Below are 22,422 nucleotides of genomic sequence, written 5' to 3'. Positions count from 1 at the left end.
TATAGGATTTGGAGAAGATGTTATATAATTATTGGGTTTTGAAAATTAAAGGTTTTGAAAAGGGAATATGAATTACTAATTTGTAGCGTATTGTTATATAAAAAAGAAACCAGAGATTCTTTTTCTCTGGTTATACTTTTTATGTTTGTTATAAGTTAAAGATTAGTTTTTAACTATTCTTTTAACCAAAACACTTCCAGATTCATTATCTATGATGTTTACAAAATAAATCCCATTGGGATAAGAATTTAAATTTAAACTGATATGATTTTGAACTTTTTCATATTTTTTAGAAAAGACTTCCTTGCCTAAAACAGTATTAATACTAATATTTAAATCTAAAGTTTTTACTCCAAGGTAATTTATATTTAAGATACTTGTTGTAGGATTTGGGTAAACATTAAAGATTTGATTATTGCTAAAATTGTTAGCGTTTAAAGCGTCACAGTCTGATCCAGAAAGCCTAGTTACTGATATTGGATTAGATAAATCAAAACAACCATTTAATTGACTAACGTTTGTAGCAGTTCCTAAGCCAATATCACCATAATAGCTTAAATACCATATATCACAGTTTCCTGGAGGAGCAGTTTCTAAATTAAAAGGTCCTGAAGCAGGTGTTGCCAGAATATTACCTGTAGCTTGATCTGTTATAACAAAAGTATAATACTCTCCATTCAATAGGCCAGTATCTACGAATTCAACATCAATTAAATCATCCACACCTTCGCCTACGCAAATAGTTGTTGCAGTCTCGGTTGTCCCAGTAATTTGTAGCGTCCCTGCTTCTGCAGTTACTGGATTTATTGTAGTTATATTACTACTTATTACACAAGAACCATTAGTAATGGTAACGTTGAATGTTGTTGTTGCGGTTATTAGACCTGTTGTATATGTGGTTGACGTCCCATTTTGGACACTACTTCCATTAACGAAAAACTCGTAATTTGAATATCCTGAAATAGGAGTAATGTTTAGTGTTGAATTTGAACATACCGTACCATTAATGGATGAGTTTGCCACATCAAAGCCTCCGAAAGTAAATGTAGCTTCAATCATTAAATAACCAAGTCCAGAACCTACAGGATTTGGAACTCCACCATTTAATCCGAATGTAGCAGCAGCGTTAGGGTCTACATACGAATTATTTTGGTTTGCAAAAGGAAAATATCCTGAGGTTGTATTTGCAACTTGTCTAAAACCAACATAGATGGTTTGTCCAGCAACATTTATATTACCATTAATAAAGTCAAAATCTTGTTTTGTACCTAACATTGCTGGAGTTATTGTAATTACTGCAGTAGAATCTATTTTAACACCATTTGTGTCAAATAATAGTCCTTTTATTGTATTACCAGAGTTATTTGCTGTTACCGGAAAATAATTTGAAACCGTTTTTACATAGGTTTCAATTGTATTAGGAATTTCGTGTTTTACGGCAATCACTCCTGCACCTGTATTGAATCCAACGGCACCTGTTTGTGTGGTACCTTGTGTATATCCAATTTTATCGCATAGCACATTTTGATTGAATGTCTGACTGTTATTGGCTGGATTTTCATCAGAAGGAATAGAAACTGTAATGGTTTGTGTACCAAGATTTATTGTAGGTACATTAGTAAATAACAATGTAATCGTTTCACCAGCATTAATAGTTGGAATACTTTGACTTGTGGTATACGGATTTGCACCTGTAATTGTTAACGTTACTGGAATATTTGTTAATGTTACAGATGAAGTATTTTTAATAAGAGATGTTACGGTTTGATTTTGACTTATTGTATTGTTGAAAACACCTTTTTCTCCTGCAATACCAGTAACAGCTAATTCATTTGTAAAAGGGTTATCGTATGAAAAACGAATTGAAGGTCTAAACGAAGAAGATTGCGTTAATGTTGCTGGGGGTGTTGTTGTAGCACTTACATCACCTTTCCATCCACCAGAAAGAGAATTGTTTGCACTGTATATACCTCCTGTTGTTGTAAAAGTAGCTCCTAAGTAATCATAGGCTACATAAATAGATCCTCCAGTATATACAAAAGGGGTGGTTAAGGTAACATCAACCGAGCCTGCTACAGAAGGGATAGTATAGGTGCCATTGTACACACTAGTCATTGTAGAAATAGCGGTTGCCCATGTTGTTGATTTTAGATTGGTCACATCGGTTGTGTTTTGAAGATACATTTGTATGTTTCCTCCAGATGGGCCTGGTGTTGCAGCAGCAGATAAAATAAAGCCTAATTTTGAAATTGTTGTTCCATTAGGAATTTCAGCTAGTTCGGCTGCGGTTACAATGATAACACCACGTACGGTTGTATGAGCCGTTGTTCCATTTGGAGCACGAAGCCCAGTTGTGGAATTTGCAGATGGAGCCGTTGTGGTTAATTCTGCTTGAGAATAACCCATGATTAACCCTAGAATAAGAGTTAATAGCGTAAGTAATTTTTTTGTCATAATTTATACGGTTATATAACTCAAAGTTAAATAAAATTTAACTTGAAATTACATACTTGTAAAAATTAGTTTTTTTGTTTTTAATTTGAATTATTTGTTGTAAATCAGTTGATTATAAGTGTGTGAATGTTTTTTTTAATAGGTAGCTCTATATTTGAAAACTGTTGTTATTTTTTCAAAAGTTACCGATGCTTTTTTGCATTTGTACGATAGGTTTTTGAATTCTTCCCATTGGTTTTTGAAGAATTGCGGTAGGTTATTTCAAAGGTTTTAGAATTCCTTTTAGTTGTTTTTAACGTTATTTACGTAGAGGGTTAATCCAAAATAAAAAACAGTAGTAAGTATGATTTTCAAAATAAGATACGATTGTGTAGTGTCGTTATCTTTTACAAGTAGAGAGATTACCATATTTGCGGCAAAAAAGCCTAATAGGATTCTTGTGAATGTAATTTTAAGGTATTTCATTGGGTAAGAATTTAATGTTTATAAACTAATTTTCCATAAAATACGGTGGGTAGTAAGGTCATCCAAATCGAATTGGATGCATTTACTTTTTGTATTTGACACAGTTCTTTATTGATTTGATAGAACCAAAAGAGTCGTAAAATGGGTATCATTAAAATAAAAATCCAATAAATGGGTAATTTACAAATTCTTAGAATGATTATGAAGTCGATTACAGGTAGTAAACTTAAATAAGGATTTTTATGATTTTCTTTAAAAATCATAAAAAGCGAAAATTTAAAAAATACAATAAAGCTTATAATGTATGGAGAAAAGATAAATCCTGAAAGAGACGAAAACGTATAATTCTCAAAAAAATCTTTAATACAATAAATTGGAGCTTCGAATAAGTAATAAAAATTCAAAGTGGTTGGAAAGGGACAATTAGTCATTTGGTTGACTAAATTTATCAAGCCATTTTCGTTTGCATTATTTGTTTCTTGTGAGCAAAAATGAATAAAAATTGAACCTAAACCGAATTGAATAAATTGAATTAAAATAGGATACATTAAAACGACAAGAAGAACAAAACTATATTTTACTTTAGTTAGGTATAACTCTTTTAAAAGGAAAATAAATAGTATTAACCGAACTAAAAGCAGTATATATGAAAATTCTAATTCTAGAATTGTTGCAGGAATTATTAGTTTTAGTATATCCAATAAAAGTTCAAAGCTTATAAAAATAAGTAGGAATTTTAATAAAATTTTTTGTAAGCTCATACAATGAAATTTTTGTTGTTTGTTTTACAAACTCTTAAACAAATTCTGATAGAATTCACCCACTAAAGGAACCAATTTCTTTTCGCCATTTAAAGCTCCTAAAAAACCATATATCCATAAGATAAAAATAAATAACCAAAAGGCTGAAGTGACCATCCAACTATTGAAATAACCAATTGGATAACCTAGTAAAAAGAAGGTTAAAAATATGCCTAAACCTTGGCGAATATGAAAGCTAGCAAATTCACTTTTGTTTTCGTCTTGATTCATAAAAATAGCAATTACACTACCAATAATGGTGATGTAACTTACGATAGCTGTGTTTTTTCCTTTTTCGATATCGGTATTCATTTTTGTTTAAAAGTTTAAAGTTTATGGTTTAAAAGTTTAATGGTTTAAAAGTTTAAAGTTGTTGACTGTTAACTGCTATTTGTTATTTGTTGAAGGTCTTTTTTTACTTTTTCCTTCTTTCTTCTTAATTTCTAGATTGCCAATTTCCCGTTGTTGTAAATTCCGTAGGCTTTTCCTTTTACTTTTTGTCCTAAGAACGCTGAATTTTTGGATTTGGATACGATGTTTTCTTTAGTAAACGTACTTTCGCCTGTTGGTGTAAAGAAAGTTAATTCGGCTGTTGTGTTTATTTCAATAGCCTGTTTTGGTAAACCAAAGATTTTTTTTCCTGCGGTTAATTTTTCGAGAACCACTTCTAAAGGTAAAACCGTAAGTAAGGTTCCAAAAGCACTTTCTAAACCAATGGTTCCGTCTTTTGCCATATCAAATTCCAATTTTTTATGTTCAATATCCAATGGATTATGGTCGGAAGTGATGCAATCTATCGTATTGTCTAAGACCGCTGCTATCAAAGCTTTTCGAGTAGCTTCATCGCGTAAAGGTGGTGCGACTTTGTAGCGAGAATCGAAGCCCGTTAACACCTCTTCGTTTAATACTAAATGATGTACCGTAACACTACAGGTAACCTGCAAACCTTTGGCTTTGGCTTCTTTAATCAAAGCAATTGATTTTTGAGTGGAGATGGTAGGGATGTGTAGTTTACCACCAGTATATTCTAATAAAAATAAGTTGCGAGCGATATGTAATTCTTCCGCTAAGGTGGGTATTCCTTTCAAACCTAATCGGGTAGAAGTGATGCCTTCATTTACAATTCCTTTTCCTTTTAAGGAGTTGTCTTGGCAATAACTAATAACCAATCCGTCAAAATCTTGAACATATTGTAGTGCAATTTTTTGAATATTGGCATCTTGAATGGCTTTGTTGTAATCTCCAAAAGCGATGGCACCTGCATTTTTCATATCGAACAGTTCTGCTAAATCCTGTCCTTCGCTATTTTTGGTTAGTGCGCCAATAGGAAACAAGGAAGTTGCTTGCTCTTTGGCTCTTTCCAAAACAAATTTTACTTGCGCTTGATTATCGATAACCGGAGTTGTGTTTGGTTGTAATGCAATAGCGGTAAAACCACTTTTAGCGGCTACTTGTAAACCGTGAGCAATAGTTTCGCGATCTTCATAACCTGGTTCACCCAAGGATACAGAAGTGTCGAACCAACCTGGAGATACATGTAGGTTTTCTTTTTCTACTACTGTTGCACCTTCAGGAATGGCTATGTTTTTTGCCATTTCTGTAATGGTTCCGTTTTCAATTTTAATATCTACGGTTTGGTTGTGGAACGAACTGTTTTGATCTTGTATAGTTGCTTGTTTAATTAAAACGGTTGTCATTTTACAAATTTTTGTATTAGTAGTTCAATCAATAAAAATAGGAGAGTTCCTAGAATAAACCATTTCCATAATGCGGTATCAGTTCGTTTTGATTCTAAATCGTTAAGAACTGTGGTTACATCATTTACGCTGGTGGCTTTATCAAATAGTGTGTTGTTTTCGTTGTTTAAATCGCTTTCTGTACGTGCGTAATTAAAGCTAATTTCTTGAATATCGTTTTCGGCTTGCTTTACCGAGTAATTTCCTCCTTTTTCAGGATAATCTCCAAAAGAAAGTTTCACTTTTGCGCTTATGATTTGCTGTCGCGGAATAAAACTATACGTAGCATTGGTTACGCTCACTACTTCATCTTTGGATAAAGCAGCCTCAATTACTAAAGTTTCATTTTCGCCAATAGTAAAGGTATTTGTTTTCGAATTATTCTTGGCTTGTGCCATGTTATAAATAGTAGGTACAATTAAAGGAGAATTCTGAAAATTAGAATTTTGCTTGTTTAAAGGTGCTGTAAAAACATATAAGTTTCCTAAAGTATTGGTAACCGAAAAGGCAAAATTAGCTTGATCTTCCAATTGTAAAATAGGCAATCCTTTCCCAGAAGAAGGAAAGTATTGGTTTACTTTTGGATATTGAAAATTAGTGATTTTCTTTTCAAAAACATTCTTATATAACGGATGATTGAAACTGATTTTGGTAATTTTTTTTTCAGTTTTGTTGATTGGAGCCAACTGTAACGAACCAAAATTTTTCAAAAAATTATTGCTGTTTTGAACATTGGTTTCTTCAGAAGGAATGAAAATGATAGCACCACCTTTGGAATAAAAAGAAGCTAAAGTAGTTGCTAGAGCTTGCGGAATTTCTTTGATTTCGTTAAGAATGATGGTTTGTTGGTTTTCAATGGCATTGTAATTCAGTTGTGTTAATTCGGTATTGTTTACTATAAATTCTTTATCCGTTAGTATTTTATTTAAGAATTTATTTTTTTCGGGAGTACCAATGCAAATTACATTTTGTTTTTTGGGTTGGGAAATACTAAAATAATAAGCATTGTCATACGCTAGGCTGTTATCTTCTAGGATTACTTTGCCGTGAAAAGCCGCTTTAGGAATATTTATTTTTATTTCTTTTTCAGATGTCTCAAAAGTCACTTGTGATTTTGCTATTACATTTTCTTGATTATATACGGCTACAGAAATAGGTTCTGTGTTTTCACCGTAGGATTTCAGCGCAATTGTAATTTCATAAAAAGTTTCTAAAACTTGTGATAATGTTACTTTTTCGATACTAATATTGTTTTTATTTTCCGCTTTCGGATGCATAAAATACACTTCGTTTTCAGCAAGCACACGTTCCATTTTTTTAGATCCAACCCCTACAGCATCTGTAATAATGATAAAATCTTTTTTAGTATTGGGTTTTTTAGTAGCCACTTGTGTGAGTAAATAATCCAATTCAAAAGGTAAAGCCGAATAGTCTATTTTTTGAAGTTCCGTTTGGATAGTTTTCCGATCTACGTCCCAAAAAGCAGTATTTGTAGTAAGAATTGAAAAGGTTTGATTTTCAGGAAAAGCTTCTAAAATATCTTGAATGCTTCTTTTCAACAATTCACCGCGACTTCCTTTGGCTTGCATGGAAAAGGAATTATCTAGTAAAATAATGAGTTCGTTATCTTTACTTTTACTTTCTTTAGCGGTAAAAAAAGGTTGGGCAAAAGCCAAAATTAAAAATGCTAAAAGCAGTAAACGCGTTGCTAGCAGCAGCCATTTTTTTATTGTACTGCTTTTTCGAGTTTGTTGTTGGAGTTGTCGCAGCAGTTTTACATTGGTAAAATATTCTTTTTTAAAGCGACGTAATTGAAATAAATGGACTAAAATTGGTATCACCAATAGGAACAAAAAGTATAAAATCTCAGGATGTTTAAACTGCATGTATGTTAGGTTTATTTCAGGACCATCAATTTACGGTGTTCAAAAATACAAAAATGAAATGGTTTTTAATGAAAAGAGTTTATTGATGTTTAATTTTTATGATACTTTTTCTTTAATAAATTCTTTAACAGTATTTAGTTCTTGATTTTTATTTTTGAAGTTCAATTCTATTTCTGTTGTAAATTTAATTGGTTTTTCTATTATGGTATGAAGCTTTATTTTGTAATTGCAATATACTACTCTTACAAGTTGATGATTTCTTAAGACACCATTATACTTCTTTTAATTTTCATTAATTGATATTTGTATAATGGGTCGGTATAAATTTATTAAGCCTCCTAGATAAGATATTTTTAATAAAATAAATATGCTGTCTTCAAATAAAATAATTTCGGAACAATAAGTTCCCCAATTTACAGTTAAAAGATGTTTGGAAAATGTTTCCGTCTTAATTTTTTTTATTTCTATATAATTTTTGATAGGTAAAGCATAAAAAAAATCTTTTCTATTCTTTTTAAACAAATTATTTATGCCTAGATTAACGATTAGAAATATAGAGAAAAATAAAATAAAAACTGTAATAATCATTACTCTTTCGACTTATTTTTTCCGTTTTTAAAGCGTACTTTTTCAACTATAGGTTCTTTTTTAGGAAACGGTTTTTTCTTTGGTTTGGGTTTAAAACCCGTTTCTGATTTCTTAAAATTTGTTTTTTTGGGTTGTTCTTCAGTTTTTATGGAGCCTTCTTTAGGAGGCGTATTTTTGTGGCTTTTGATGACCTCCATAGGGTTTTTTGGGTTTTCTTTTGTGCCTCTTAAATGAATGACTAAACCGTTTAGGAAGTTACGTAATAATTGGTCACCACATTCTACATAGTTAGGGTGATCTTCATTTCTGAAAATGTTACCCAGCTCTCCTTTAGACACTCTAAAGTCTACCAATTGTAATATTTCTACAATTTGGTCGTCTCTTAATTGTAGGGCTACGCGTAGTTTTTTGAAGATATCGTTATTTGTCATTTTAATTATTTTTATTGTTTAATTTAAGTTCTCGATACATTTTTTATTCCATTTCATTCCATAAAAAACACTCGAACTGACGCATGTTGTTATGAATATAGTATTTTCTCTTCTATTTATTATAAAAAACACTCGAACTGACGAATGAATATCCCACTTAAACTAATTAAATTATATTTTTTTATTTAGAAAAGCCAAAGATACGCTTTTGCAAATTCTTTTGACCAAAGTTTTTCATTGTGTTTCCCGTTTGCGACAATTTTAGTTTTATGTAGGTGCAAACAATCGCATCTTTTTTGTCGGATAAGGTGAATCATTTGATTCATATCGTCGACCATAGTTTCACTTTCACTGTCACCACACATAAAATAATATTTGGTGTCAATTTTTTTAGTTTGTTCGGTAAGGGTGTATATGTCATTGGTAAACCAAAAAGAAGGCGAAAAAACACCCACTTTCCCAAAAACATCAGGATATTTTAAACTCGCATAAAAGGAAACCAATCCGCCAAGTGAACTTCCCATTATTCCTGTATTTCTTGAATTTGTTTTGGTGCGATATACCGAATCGATATGTGGTTTTAAAGTGGTAACGATAAAATCTAAGTAGTTATTAGCGTTGCCACCACCATATTTTTCATTTTTATAAGGGGTGAGTTCGTCTATTCTTTTTTCATTACCGTGTTCAATTCCTATGACAATAATTTTAGCTTGTAAACTATCTAAGGTTTCATCGACTTTCCATTCTCCTGAAAATGCTTTTTTTTCATCAAAAAGGTTTTGCGCATCGTGCATGTATAAGACAGGATATTTCTTTTCAGATTGATTGTAATCTAAGGGCAAATAGACCCAAATACGTTTAATGGTATCGAGTTGAGGTGCTTTAATTTCAAATTGCGTATATCTTTTTTGAGCCCAAAGTGATACGGATGTTAAAAAAAAGATACTGAAAAGAAAGCCAAGTTTTTTCATTTTTAGTTATATTTGGATTATAAAACTTAATAAAAGTACTGCTTTGATGGAAACCTACCAAGAAAAAATAAGTTTGTTGCAAGAAATGATAGCCTTTGCCTTAGTCGATGGTGAATTGCATGATAGAGAGTATGATTTTATAGAGATGATTTCTCTTGAATTAGAAATTGACAAAGAAACGTTTCATAAATTATTTGAAAATAGATCGGAAGTTAAGGTTATAAAAGATGAATTCAATCGTATTTGTCAGTTTTATCGTTTGGCTTTATTGATGCATGCTGATGGTGTTTTGCACGAAAGAGAGCAAATAAAAATTAATGAAATAGGTATTAATATGGGCTTGAATCCCTATGCCATGAAAAGGGTATTGCATATGATGAAAAAGTCACCCAATAGAATGATTGATGGTCAAACCTTATTATCTGTTTTTGCAGAGCAACATAACTAAAAATAAAAAAGCCTTATTACAAGGCTTTTTTATTTTTGAAATCATTTCTGATTCCACTAGAAAATTATTTTTTTCGTAGTTACTTGGTTCTGGTAATCTGTTACTTTTACAAGTACTACTTGTGCATTTTTGGTTATGCTATTCACCACAAAAGTTGATGCATTTACATTTTGGTTTTGATATAATGTTTTTCCTACTATATCATAAATCGTGATGTCTTTAATTTTTTCTGTCGACTTTACATTAATTCCGTCATTGTCAGAAAAGATAGTAATTGAATTGATTGAAGTTACACTACCATTTGATAGTAGTGTATTTCTATATACAATTTCGAAGCGATCTTCAAATGTTCCTGAATTTGAATAGAACGTGTAGGTGTTGTTTTTGATATCTGTAAGTGTATTCAACAGCTTGTCTTTAACAAAAATATCTTGAGAGTTAAATAAACCTTCTACATTTTCTAATGCAATAGTGTAATTACCTGCATCGATTACTTTATAGCCTAAAGGAATTATATCTTCTTCATTGAAAGGCAATCCTTTACCTTGGATTACATATTGCGTTTGATTAATAATACTATACATTGAAGGTTTAGACGTGTCAATCATTTTTCCATCGATAAGATTGTCAACGCCATCTGTAGCACCATCTGTATATCCAATTAAGAATTGGTTATACGAAACGTTTTGGTCATTAAAATTGAGTCTGTAAAGATGTCCTTCTGAAGGATTTTGATTCAATTTAAAAAATTGAGTTGAAACGGATGCATTTACTCTTTGTGTATTTCTAAAGAAACAATCTTGATAAGCTGTAGACTGTACATAAAACCCTTGTCCTGTTTGAATGGTTCCATTTGGTATTTTAGCACTACCAAAAGCAGCCACACCACCTAATTTAGTATAGGAAGCAAAGTTGTTTTGAGGGTAAGCACCACCAGTAGCTGGAGTTGTATTTGTCCAAAAATAAAGTGTACTAGCATTTAAATTATCATCTAAAAAAGTGTCTGCGCTTATAGGTGATGCATAAGGGTTACCTAAAACATTGAAGCCCATACCCACTCTTTGTGCTACATCACCATTAAACGGAACTCCTTCAAATTGGCCATTATACGCTGCTGGAGTAGAAGAGGACCAATTGTTATCCACTCGTATCATGTATCCTTTTCCTTTTTGGAAGTTAGTATTAGGATCTACAGATTGATATGCAGTTGGAGTTGTTGTACCTGTATACAAATATTCGTAAAAACGAGATGGTATTGTATTTGGAGAAAAAGCCAATAGTTGTTGGTTAGCTACTGGAGAAGACCATGCGGTATAGTCTTGTCGAATCATAGGAGAAGATGTTCTTTTTACTACAATAGAACCAGAATTATCGTCTTTATTTATTTGTCGTAAGGCTGCATTGTTTTCGATAACGAGGTTTGCACCAGTATCTACCGTTAGACCACCTCCAATAATAAAGGTATGACCAGCATTAAAAGTAACCGTTGCATTATTGGTGATGGTTACTGTACACGCTTCTAAATTAGCTGTTGAGTTATAATTTCCGGTAAAAATGGCTTCTCTTGTTGCAGTTGGAACTCCATTTGACCAAGAAGAACCATTCCAAGTTGTAGAGATACCATCACAAAGTGTAATTTTCGATTGGTACATTCCGTTACCATGCGTTCCAATTAGTAGTGTACCATCATTATGTCTATACGCTAAGGAACTTACTAGAGCATATCCAATTTCATTAGCGCCTTGTCTTACCCAATCGGTAGTTAAAGGATTGGTAGTACTATAAAGTCCTCTTGCCGTTCCGACATAAAATAAAGTTTGACCATTAACTTGCGTAATAGCTGCAGAGCGAATGGAATGACTTGCAAGATTTCGTTCTACTAGCGTCCATGTTGGTGAAGCAGCTGTTGCATTGGCGGTATAAAAAATACTTTGCGTTCCATAATTTGAATAGGTTGCCAAAACAATATCCCTGTTTGTTGGGTGAATGGCTAAGCCTGTTACAATTGAAGGGAAAGCAATAGTTGCTCCTGGAGGCGTAATGTCTACTGCTGCTGAAAAGCTAGTAGCATTTCTTGGGTCATTCAATCTATAGATGTGACCTTCATCTCCACCTAATAGCAAATAACTAGTTGCGGCATTATAAGTGCCTCTAGTGGTAGAAAAAGTTTGAAAATAATCGTTATGTCCTTTTAAAGCAGTTGAGCCCATGTTAGTCCAAGTACCTGAAGTTACAGTAGAAGAGTTATTTGTTTTCCAAAGGACGTTTTGACCTGCATAATATAAATTACTATTGTTATCTGGATCTAGATAGAAATACGTTACGAATTCACTTGTAGAACCAGTAGGTGTTATGGTTGCTGCCGTAGGGCAATCGCGATAAATTCTTCCACCTTGAGAACCCATGAAGAAAGGTACACAAGCATTATCTCTTGAAATAGCAGCGGCTACACCATCTCCACTAAAGACACTACTCATATTAGTTAAATTGGTTAAACCAAATATGGTTCCTCCAGCTGTAGTTCCGTTGTCTTGTGCTCCACCGATAACGCCATCAGATCCTGATTGAGGATCCATATTTACATGATAATATTGATAGGTTTGGTATTTGTTATTTAGGTTTATCCAACTAACAGAAGCAGCATTAATATCATTTGTTTGATGAATTCCTCCGTCCGTTCCAGACAATAAGATGTTTGAATTGTTAGGATTAAAGACTAGCGTATGTACATCAGGATGATGCGTTACACCACCCACATTCCATTGTGCATAATTATTAGGATTTCCATATCCACCAATTCGCACAAAAGATCCTGTGTTAATGTTGCTTATTTTGTAAGCATTAGTACCACCAATTACTACAAAGTTCTCATTATCAGGTTTTACATTGACTACTAAATCATAAGCGCCTTGAGAGTTAAATGGGTCATTTCCAGCACTTCCGCCCGGTTCATCGGGAATTTTTGATGAAAAGTTGGTCCAAGTAGTAGAAGCTTGATTCCATCTCCATAAATCACAATCGCCAGGTGAAGGTGTTGTGCCTGTTTTTAAATATAAGGCATATAAAATATTTTCATTAGATGGGGCAAGACCAAGGACAACTCTGCCACTCATAGACCATCCTGTTGGAGTACCATTGTCTGCTATTCTCGACCAACCACCAATACCTGTTGCAGAAGACCATATTCCTCTGATAGAAGCATCGGAGTTACCAGAGAAAGCACAATACACTCTTCCTGTTGAAGTAATAATAACATCTACTAGTTTATTACCAGATGCAGTAGCATCATTTCGTTCTGCTGTCCAAGTAGTTCCATTATATCGCGCTAATTGTCCAACAATGCCTGCATATACATCACCTGTAACTGGATGAACTGCGAGTCTGTGTACAAAGTCAAAACGGTTGTCAAATGTTTCTTGAACAGAGTTAGAGCTAGCTATTTGCGTCCAAGTTAAACCACTATTTTCCGACTTCCATATTCCTCTTCCATAGTAAAATGCACCGTTTAAAGAAGCACTATTCCCTAATACTTCTCCTGTACCATAATACCAAATATTTTGAAAACCAGGTCTAGGATCTTGTGCGATGGTAGTTACATTATGAATTTCATCTTGAGAAGATACTTTTGTCCAGCTTGCTCCTCCATTTGTAGTTCTAAATACGCCACCACTAATCGCTCCAGCTAGGATGGTATTACCAGTTGGGTCGCTTTTATCATAAACCAATGCTCTTGTTCTGCCTCCGAGGTTTCCAGGGCCACGATTAACATAATTTGGTGCAGAAACTCTTGAAAGGTTACTGTCATCTGCTAAGGGTACATTTTTAGATTCTTCTTTTTCTAATTCTTTATCTCTTACAGAAATTCTACCTGTATTTGGGTTTACTTGTCTATAAAATTCATATAGTAATCGACCCTCATTAAACTGAGCTCTTTCTTCTAAGGTTTTCTTTTTTCCTTTTTTAGTAGCGTTAATAACTTTTCTAACTAGTTTAGGTTGGTTACTAGCCAATTGATTTTTGGAAACACTGTTAATAATTTTTGTTTCTTTTTTTTCAATTTCCTTAGTCTTTTCAGTGCTGTTGATTACATCACTTGAAGTTGTTTTGTTTTTAGAGTTGCTTTGTGGTGTAGCAATTTCTTTTTGTATACTTTCTTGGGAATTGTTATTTTTAAAAAAGTAAAAAGAACCAACGCAAATACTTAAAAACAAAAGAAATACGAGTATATTTTTTTTCATTGAGTGAAAGTTTATTTTTACAAATATATAAATATCTACTATTTATTACTTTTATTTCTTGTTTTGACGCTTACAAAATTCCATAAAAAAAATCAGATCTTGTATCTTTAAAATTAAAGAGCTGAAATTTAGTCAGTTAATTTGCAAATAAAATCTTAAATATAGGTCAAATTGTCTTTTGAAAACGTCCATTTAAAGACATTTTGGCTTTTTTTTATTTTGGAATAAATTTTGAATTTTATGGAGAAATGTTTAATCAAAAATTTAAAGATATGAACTTAGTAAAAACAAATCCAAAGTTATTTTTCCCATCAGTAATGGAAGATTTTTTAAAACCCGATTTTATGGGAGGCGTACAAAGTTTTTCAAATACAATTCCTGCCGTTAACATTAAAGAGACCGAAACGGATTTTACCATTGAGTTAGCTTCACCAGGATTGAAGAAAGAAGATTTTAATATAGAATTAGATGAAAATGTGTTGACTATTTCCTCTGAAAGAAAATTAGAATCGGAATCTAAAAATGAAAATGGGAAATATACTCGAAAAGAATTTAGTTTTTCTTCTTTTAAACGTTCTTTCAATTTACCAGAAACGGTTAAAGAAGAAGCTATTAAGGCCAATTATGAAAATGGAGTTTTACAGGTAATGCTTCCCAAAAGAGAAGAAGCTTTACCAAAGCCAAAGCGTTTTATTGAAATTGGTTAATTAAGATGTAAAAATTAAAAAAAGCCTAATGGAAACATTAGGCTTTTTTTGTAAAAAACTAACTCAAATTTTAATTTGTTATATTGAAGAAGTCACATATTTCATCGTAACTCATATTAGAATAATCCATAGAACTATTTCTGCCTGCACTTACACCACCAGGAATTATTACGTATCTGAATTTAGCTCCTAAAGCTGGACTTATTTGTTGATCAATAAGACTACCACTAAGCGCTTTAGCAGTAATGTTAATGTCTGAGGCAGAGATGCTTCCGCTACCAAAGCCACAGGTAAATTGAGCACCTCTAAAATCTAAAACGGGTAATTGGTAAACATTTCCATCTCCATAACCAGTAAAATAAACGATGATAGTATGTGTGTTTTTAATACTAGAAGCAGATGGCATTCCAGCAGGAAAATCAATGCCCATGTATTTTACAGAAGTAGAAGTGCCAGTAAAGTTTGCAGGAATCCAATTGGAGTAAATTACATTTGCTGTTCCAGCTGGACCTTGTGGTCCTGTAGCGCCATTAACCCCATCAATACCATTTATTCCATCGACACCATCGATACCATCCTTTCCATCTTCTGCTGAGCAAGAAAGCATCATAATTACTACTAATAGAGACCAAATTTTTAAAATTGTTGTTTTCATTTGTTTGATTTTTATTTAATTAAAGTTATTTACGAGTATAAAAAAAGTTTTGTGAGTAAGTACCACCGTCTTCATCGGTAATAATTACTTTAGTAGGTAAGCCATCTTCGTTGTAGGTATATTCGTAAGTTGCATTACTAATTTCTCCAGAAGCAGACACAATAGTAATATGCGTAAGATTATTATTGCAAGTCCAATTTAAAGCATAGGCCGCGAGATAATTGAATTTAATGGTTTCAAATAGTGAAAAAGGGTAAGATGGGCAGAGATAAAAATTTCCAAACGAAAGCAGCTCAATCACTTTTTTTAGTGGATTTACTTTTGAATCATAAGTGTATAATCGAGTTTCTAAAAGATTATAGGTGCTATTATCTGAACTTGAACTGAGGTTCGATTCTTTTATATTATTTTGCGAATCATAGCTAAGATTATACTTGTAATACTCATTAATAGAACTACTTACGATATGAATGATAATTTTGATAATCCTATTGTTAGAATCATATGTTAGATTTTTTGTTTCTGTAATACTACCACTAAAATAGTTAGTTCTTTGATTAATCAGTCTTCCAGAAGTATCATATTCTAGTTCGGTTTGTCCATTTCCTGTACCATCATTTATAGAAGCAATTTGTTTTAATGAATTGTACGTAAGAGTTGCGTTACCAATACCTGTTACGACATTATTATTTCTAGTAATTTCATTATTCACTTTAGTTAACTTGGAGCTACTAGGATCTACTGTTTCAAAGCCTGTTACTTGATTTTCTGAATTGTATTGCACCTGAAACTCTTCTGTACTGAAAGAAAAGTTATAACTGGTTAAGTAGTTTGAAGGGGTGCTATTGTCATCGTCTTTACTACAAGAAATTAGACTTGTGAGTAGTATTAAAAAAACGATTATTTTATTATTTTTTTTCATATGCTCCATTTTATTTTTTTTTAAAAGTTGTTTTTGTTAAAAGCTTATTTTTATGAATAATATTTAATTCATAGTCTCCTTTTTCTAGGTGATTGATATTTAAATAAATTTTTTTGGAAGGGATATTTTCAATTTTTGCCTCATATTTTGTAGGTTTTTTAGGCATATCACTTTTGCTATTTAATTACCATAAATTCAACTCTTCTGTTTTGTTTTTTACCTTCTTCGGTATCGTTACTTGCAATGGGATTGCTTTCTCCTTTTCCTTCTGTCAGCATTCTTGATTTTTCAATGCCAAAATTCGTACTCAAATAATTTTTCACACTTTCTGCTCTTTGTGCTGATAATTTTTGATTATCTGTTTCTTTTCCATCGCTATCTGTATGTCCTGTAATTTTAATTTTTACGGATGAATTTTCTTGTAATGCCTTTCCTAAATCTGCTAAAACTGTTTTGCTTGTACTTTTAATGGTAGATTTATTGGTATCGAAAAGAATTTCGTTAGTTGAGAAAGTACCTGTTTCAATAAGTTTATGACGTGTATCTGCACCCGCTTCAGCTAATTTTAAGTTAGAGATATAATATTTATCTTCAGGATTTCCATACGTATGTAGGTAAAAAACAATACTGTTGTAAGTCACGTCTTGAAAAGCATTGGGTAAATCCCAAATTTTCTCGCCATTCACATACATTCTGAGTCTGTTTTTTTGTCTCCAAAATTGTACTTTTGCGGTGTTATTATCGTTATTAAAAGATTTTAAATCCACATTGTTTTCCGTGGCAAGCGCATGATTGGTGATTATTTTGAAGCCAGAAACACCTATTTTCCTACTTCCTGCTCCTTGTGGATGAAGGCTAACAATGACACCTTCTTTTCCGCTTTTAAAATCTCCCCATTGGGTATAATCTGTTTTCTTTTGGGACGATACAAAGGCGATACTTAAACCACTAGAGTAGAATGAAAAATTTTCGGTGCTGTAAATGTCTACTTCAAAAGTGCAATTTTCAGGAAGTTTTGAAAAGTTTACAGGAGTATAGTTGCCTTTATCACTTAATTGCAACCATTTTTCATTGGAATCGGAAAAAGTAACTACTTCACCACTGCTGTTTGTGTTCCAATTTACGGGAAAATCGCCAATAGCATCCTGATTGAAATTTTCAGTAGCGATTATTTTTGTTCCTGCTATAAAATCTTTAGCACTAGTAATTGTTGTTTTTTTATTTCCTGTTTTTGAATTCGTTTCTTCAGTTTGTGAATTATTTCCCTTTGTTTTTTTCTCTTTCTTTTTTTTCTTTTCAAAAACTTTATCTATCGATTCATCGGTTGTTTCTTCCGATTTTTTTTCTACACGTCTTTCTACAGTTCGTTCTGCCGCTTTTTCTGCTTTTTCACTTAATTTTTTAAAGAACTGTGCCTGGGATGGGGTTACCAATAAAAGTAAGCCAATGGTTAGTATAAATTTCATATAAATAGTATTTTATATTATGGAAAAGTAATTTTAAAAGACCCTTCAGTTATGGCTTTAGTTGAAGGATTTAAACATGATTCTGACATAGAACTTCCTGTAAAACTAAATGTACCTGTAACCGTTTTGCCATTTATAGAAGTAATGGTTAAAGTCCCATTTGAAACAGAACAAAAACCGCTTGAAAAATTTTCACCAGTTAATCGGTAATTTAATCTACCTTGAGTAGTAACATTTGAGGAACTAAAATTGTAAGTGCCTTGTGACACATTTCCAATGATATAAAAATCCATACCTGTTCCGTTGGTATCTCGACTGTCAATATCTAATCCTTCTTCATCGAAACTTCCATGTAATCCTGAACCTGTGGCTTCGTAAGAAACACCGTTAATTTTAGCTCTAATAAAATTATCATTTGTAGTTGAATTTGAAGAATCATCATCACTACTACAAGAAAATGATGTTACTATAAAAAGTAATATCATAAATGGTTTCATAATTGTTTTCATATGTTCTTTGTTTTAATTGTTTTTACGAATTTCTTTTATTTGATGAAAATAGAATATACTTGTTGGTCATTTAAAATGGATTCATCAATAGCAGTTGCAGTACTATTTTTCCAGAATTTTGCTGCATTTTTTGTTCCGTTAAATTCTGAGCCACCAACATAAATATCTGTTTGAGAAATGAATATGGAAGAAGCATATGCATTATTTATACCATCCGTTAAATTGGTTGCTATTCCATTTTTCCAGACTTTTGCAATATTTTTTGTGCCATTAGACTCATAGCCAGTTACATACACATCATTATTAGATACAGCTATAGAATTTCCATAGGAAGTATTTATACCATCTGTTAAAGTTGTTCCGATACCATTTTTCCATACTTTAGCGACAAATTTTGTCCCATTAAAAGCATATCCGCATGCATATATATCTGTACCCGATATTGCAATTGAAGAAACGGAATTATCATTGGAGCCATCACTTAAATTAATGGCAGCGCCATTTTTCCATATTTTTGCCACTTTTTTGGTGCCTATTGTTTCATAGCCACCTACATAAACATCAGTTTCATTTACAAGTACACAACTAGCTATAGCAGATTTTGTTCCGTCGGTTATATTTATTGCAGTTCCATTTTTCCAAATCTTGGCTACATTTACGGTTCCATTGGATTCAAACCCTGCGACATAAACATCTGATCCGGAAACTGTAATAGAATACGCATAAGCAAATTCACTACCATCGCTTAAGTTAGTCACAACACCATTTTTCCAAAATTTAGCAATTCTAGAAAGACTGTTTTCTTCATAACCAGCAACATACACATCATTACCAGAAACAAAAACAGATCGTGCTATGGTATTTCTTGTGCCATCTGTTAAATCGGTGCCTATTCCATTTTTCCATACTTTTGCTATATTATAAGTACCATTAGATTCTGTGCCACAAGTATAAATATCTCTATTAATAGGATTTTGAATCACATTACTATCATCATCACTACTGCAAGAAAATAATGCGACTATAAAAAGTAACATTAAAAATGGTTTCATAATTGTTTTCATATGTTCTTTGTTTTAATTGGATAAGACAAATTTGAACATAATCAAACAAAGGTGATAGGAGAATTGTAACAAGGGCTATGACATATGTAACACACTTTTATATGTCAGTAAAATAAAGGGTTTAAGAGGGTTATGCGTTTTTTTCAAGATATTCAGAAGGCGTGCAATGATACATTTCTTTGAAGCATTTTGAGAAATAAGACACATCATTAAAACCAACGGAATAGGCAATTTCGGAAATATTTCCATTCCCTTTTTTGAGTAATTCAACAGCAGTTTTTAAGCGTTCTGTTCTTAAAAATTCGGTGGCACTAACACCTAAAAGTGATTTTAATTTACGATGTAATTGCATGCGACTCATACCTACAGCTGATGCAAAATTATCAGATGAGAAATCGGCATTTGCTACTTCTTTATGTAAAATTTCTTGTAGTTTTTCTAAGAATTTTTCATCTACGGAATTAATGACGATGTCAACAGGTTTTAAAACCAGTTCTTGGCTGTAACGTTCTTGGAGCTTTTTTCTTTCTTTTATAAGTTGGGTCACCGTAAGTTTTATAATTTCGTGGTGAAAGGGTTTGGTAAGAAATGCATCGGCGGTACTTTGTAAACCTTCTAAATGAGCTTCTTCAGCTGTTTTGGCTGTAAGTAAAATTACGGGTATGAAGGAAGTAAGTTCATTCGATTTTATCGCTTTGGTAAATTCATAGCCATTCATTTTGGGCATCATAATATCCGAAATAATACAATCTGGAATCTCCTTTTTAGCAATTTTTAGCGCGTCTTCACCATTTTCCGCTTCCAATATTTGAAAATCTCCATTTAATAAATCTTTTAAAACCGTTCGTATATCAGCATTATCATCTGCAATTAAGACAATTGGTAAATCATTTTCTTGAGTTTGATTTTCTATAATAGGAGTGGCTTCTTTGGTCACAACCACAGCATTTTCAGGAAATTTTTCGAGTGGAAGTAAGATTGTAAATTGAAGGTTTTGATTGGTAACTTGTGTTTGTATTTCCCCTTCGTATAATTCAATTAATTCTTTAACCAATGCCAATCCTATACCAACTCCTTTTTCGCTTTCATTTTTTTGATAAAAGCGTTCGAAAAGTTGGTTTATCTCTTCTTTCTTTAAGGAAATCCCAGAATTACTACATATTAATTTTAACTTTTTATTTTCGATGAACGAATGAAACTCTATTTTCTCTCCAGAAGGCGTATATTTGAAAGCATTGGATAAAATATTGGTTACAATTTTTTCGAGGATATCTTTATCGAAATACTGATGGGTTGTATTTTTTTCAATGTGGGTTTCAAATTTCAAATTGTTTTCTTTGGCTTGAAATTCAAATGGTTCTGTTAGAGTATGTAAGAACGAACTAACATTTCCTTCTTTCAGTATTAATTTCAATTTGCCACTATCTATTTTGGAAAGCGCTAATAATTGATCCACCAGTTCTAACATTCGATTGGCATTTCTGTCAATAAGTTGCAATTGTTTTTTTTCATCCTCATTAGAAATAACTTTTTGCAGACTTTGAACAGGACTTTTTATCAGGGTAAGAGGAGTTCTAAATTCGTGAGAAATATTAGCGAAAAATTTAGACTTTAAGGTGTTTAATTCTTTGATTTTTTGAGCTGTTTTTAATTGGTTTCTATATATAAAAAATAAAGTAAAACCAACTAGAAAAAGGAATCCAGCTAAGCCAATGTAAATATATTTTTGCTTTTGGGCTAATTTGTTTTCGGCAGATAATAGTTTAATTTCTTGTTCTTTTTTTTCCGTTTGAAACTTCTTTTCTAATTCGGCAACACTTACATTGGTTTTCTCATCGATGATGCTATCTCTGTAAGTATAATATTTTTTTTGAGCTTCCAAAGCCGCTTTATAATTGTTTTGTAGTGTATACGCTTTCGTAAGATTTTTATAAACTTCAGATATATTTGTTTTACTGTGAATGGCTTCACTTATTGTTAAAGCTTTATTATAATACGAAATGGCTTCTTCTGGATTTTTTTTCAAAGCTACTAAATGCATTCCTATAGCTATATAACGAAGTGCAAGCAAACTGGGATTGTTGTTTTTTTCTTCTAGTATTTTTACGGCTTTTTTTTCAAATTCGATTGCTAAAGTTCTGTTTTCAGCATCGCTAGCAATTAAGGCAGAAGTCATATATGCTTGTGCTATACGGTCTTCATTTTTGGATAATTCTGCATATTTGACACATAATTCTTGATATTTTTTTGCTTCTTTAGCATCAATTTGACGGTACAATTGACTCATGTTGCAATATCCTAAAGCTAGATTATCAATATCGCCATGTTTTTCCCTGTAATAAATCGATTTTTTAGCATATTCAATCGTTTTGTCATTATCTTTCAATCGGTAGTAAACTAAAGATAAGTTGTTATAAACGACTGCTAATTCTCCATTATACATTTCGGGAAGGCTTTCGTATATTTTAATTGATTGGATCAAGCACTTAGTTTGATTAATTAAGTCATCTTGTAATCCATACGTGTAACCAAAATCATTATAGGCTAAGGCGGCATGATAGGAAGGATGTTGATCAAAATAATTTTTAGTACATTTTTGAAAAAGAGGAATTGCTTCATTCATTTTATTTTGATACATTTTTATTTGAGCTGTATGTAAGGTAGCATAAGCAATGATTTTTGAATCATTCAGTTTTTCTCCAAGTGCTGTTACTTGTTTGTTTATAATTTCTGCTTTATCTAATTCATCATAATTGATAAAAATATCTTCTTTTTTAAGTAAAGCATGAGCATAACCTATTTCATATTTTTTTTCTTTAGCTAATTTTTCAGCTTTAGTGGTATAAAATACAGCCGAATCATATTCCGAAAGATTATAAAAATCTTCTGCTTTTTGGATATAACTGAATATTTTTATAGAGTCTTTTTTTGTAAATGTTTGTGAATGAAGTGTAACTGGTACAACTAATAGTAAGCTAAATAAAAGGAAATAGCCATATAAAACAGCTCGGTTTAGTCGTTCTTTTTTCATAGTTTGTTTACTTGTTATGTAAATTTAGACAATTATAATAAGAAAAAACTT

General features: G+C 32.1%; 17 protein-coding genes. 2 read left to right on the top strand and 15 right to left on the bottom strand.

Annotated features, from left to right (window positions below):
- Nucleotides 1-162 precede the first annotated feature (162 nt).
- The 8 genes from NHF47_RS13640 to NHF47_RS13605 all read right to left on the bottom strand — a co-directional run bounded on the left by NHF47_RS13640 (nucleotide 163) and on the right by NHF47_RS13605 (nucleotide 9,331).
- Nucleotides 163-2,454: a T9SS type A sorting domain-containing protein gene (locus tag NHF47_RS13640; RefSeq protein WP_252765454.1), complete on the bottom strand. Its 2,292-nt coding sequence runs from the start codon at nucleotides 2,452-2,454 to the stop codon at nucleotides 163-165.
- 282 nt (nucleotides 2,455-2,736) lie between these two features.
- Complete coding sequence (locus NHF47_RS13635) at nucleotides 2,737-2,919, bottom strand: hypothetical protein (protein ID WP_252765453.1); 183 nt, start codon at nucleotides 2,917-2,919, stop codon at nucleotides 2,737-2,739.
- 11 nt (nucleotides 2,920-2,930) lie between these two features.
- Nucleotides 2,931-3,680 (bottom strand): hypothetical protein, encoded by a 750-nt coding sequence (locus NHF47_RS13630; RefSeq protein WP_252765452.1) that lies wholly within the window; start codon nucleotides 3,678-3,680, stop codon nucleotides 2,931-2,933.
- 24 nt (nucleotides 3,681-3,704) lie between these two features.
- Complete coding sequence (locus tag NHF47_RS13625; protein ID WP_252765451.1) at nucleotides 3,705-4,031, bottom strand: DUF4870 domain-containing protein; 327 nt, start codon at nucleotides 4,029-4,031, stop codon at nucleotides 3,705-3,707.
- A gap of 131 nt (nucleotides 4,032-4,162) precedes the next feature.
- The gene (locus NHF47_RS13620; RefSeq protein ID WP_252765450.1) at nucleotides 4,163-5,416 is read right to left on the bottom strand and encodes a dihydroorotase family protein; all 1,254 of its coding nucleotides are present in this window, start codon (nucleotides 5,414-5,416) and stop codon (nucleotides 4,163-4,165) included.
- The gene (locus NHF47_RS13615; protein WP_252765449.1) at nucleotides 5,413-7,341 is read right to left on the bottom strand and encodes a VWA domain-containing protein; all 1,929 of its coding nucleotides are present in this window, start codon (nucleotides 7,339-7,341) and stop codon (nucleotides 5,413-5,415) included. Before NHF47_RS13615 ends, NHF47_RS13620 begins: the two co-directional genes overlap by 4 nt.
- Nucleotides 7,342-7,928: 587 nt before the next feature.
- Complete coding sequence (locus tag NHF47_RS13610) at nucleotides 7,929-8,360, bottom strand: DUF1456 family protein (protein WP_252765448.1); 432 nt, start codon at nucleotides 8,358-8,360, stop codon at nucleotides 7,929-7,931.
- Nucleotides 8,361-8,545: 185 nt separating this feature from the next.
- A complete protein-coding gene (locus NHF47_RS13605; RefSeq protein WP_252765447.1) occupies nucleotides 8,546-9,331 on the bottom strand; it encodes an alpha/beta hydrolase in 786 nt (261 codons plus the stop codon).
- On the opposite strand from NHF47_RS13605, the gene NHF47_RS13600 reads away from it, so the two are divergent.
- A complete protein-coding gene (locus NHF47_RS13600) occupies nucleotides 9,303-9,779 on the top strand; it encodes a TerB family tellurite resistance protein (RefSeq protein ID WP_308219275.1) in 477 nt (158 codons plus the stop codon). The two genes, NHF47_RS13605 and NHF47_RS13600, sit on opposite strands and share 29 nt — an antisense overlap.
- 56 nt (nucleotides 9,780-9,835) lie before the next feature.
- On the opposite strand, the gene NHF47_RS13595 is transcribed toward NHF47_RS13600, so the two are convergent.
- On the bottom strand, nucleotides 9,836-14,017 hold the full coding sequence (locus NHF47_RS13595) for a T9SS sorting signal type C domain-containing protein (RefSeq protein WP_252765445.1): 4,182 nt from the start codon (nucleotides 14,015-14,017) through the stop codon (nucleotides 9,836-9,838).
- Between the two features lie 272 nt (nucleotides 14,018-14,289).
- On the opposite strand from NHF47_RS13595, the gene NHF47_RS13590 reads away from it, so the two are divergent.
- Nucleotides 14,290-14,724: an Hsp20/alpha crystallin family protein gene (locus NHF47_RS13590; RefSeq protein ID WP_252765444.1), complete on the top strand. Its 435-nt coding sequence runs from the start codon at nucleotides 14,290-14,292 to the stop codon at nucleotides 14,722-14,724.
- Nucleotides 14,725-14,794: 70 nt separating this feature from the next.
- Here the strand turns inward: NHF47_RS13590 and NHF47_RS13585 are convergent, their stop codons facing one another.
- From NHF47_RS13585 to NHF47_RS13560, 6 genes are all read right to left on the bottom strand, one after another.
- Nucleotides 14,795-15,379: a hypothetical protein gene (locus tag NHF47_RS13585; RefSeq protein WP_252765443.1), complete on the bottom strand. Its 585-nt coding sequence runs from the start codon at nucleotides 15,377-15,379 to the stop codon at nucleotides 14,795-14,797.
- Between the two features lie 25 nt (nucleotides 15,380-15,404).
- Entirely contained in the window at nucleotides 15,405-16,301 is an 897-nt protein-coding gene (locus tag NHF47_RS13580) for a hypothetical protein (protein WP_252765442.1), read from the bottom strand.
- A 176-nt stretch (nucleotides 16,302-16,477) separates the two neighbouring features.
- Nucleotides 16,478-17,767: an OmpA family protein gene (locus NHF47_RS13575; RefSeq protein WP_252765441.1), complete on the bottom strand. Its 1,290-nt coding sequence runs from the start codon at nucleotides 17,765-17,767 to the stop codon at nucleotides 16,478-16,480.
- 17 nt (nucleotides 17,768-17,784) lie between these two features.
- Nucleotides 17,785-18,276 carry a DUF6252 family protein gene (locus NHF47_RS13570; RefSeq protein WP_252765440.1) on the bottom strand — a complete coding sequence of 164 codons (492 nt, stop codon included), beginning with the start codon at nucleotides 18,274-18,276 and terminating at the stop codon, nucleotides 17,785-17,787.
- A 35-nt stretch (nucleotides 18,277-18,311) separates the two neighbouring features.
- Complete coding sequence (locus NHF47_RS13565) at nucleotides 18,312-19,340, bottom strand: hypothetical protein (RefSeq protein ID WP_252765439.1); 1,029 nt, start codon at nucleotides 19,338-19,340, stop codon at nucleotides 18,312-18,314.
- A 130-nt stretch (nucleotides 19,341-19,470) separates the two neighbouring features.
- Nucleotides 19,471-22,371: a response regulator gene (locus tag NHF47_RS13560; RefSeq protein WP_252765438.1), complete on the bottom strand. Its 2,901-nt coding sequence runs from the start codon at nucleotides 22,369-22,371 to the stop codon at nucleotides 19,471-19,473.
- Between the last annotated feature and the right edge of the window lie 51 nt (nucleotides 22,372-22,422).

Origin of the sequence: Flavobacterium sp. NRK F7, from assembly GCF_024054195.1 — a bacterium.
Taxonomy (GTDB): Bacteria; Bacteroidota; Bacteroidia; order Flavobacteriales; family Flavobacteriaceae; genus Flavobacterium.
The sequence above is the reverse complement of the archived record's forward strand: the minus strand, read 5'-3'. Positions and strand labels throughout refer to the sequence as shown.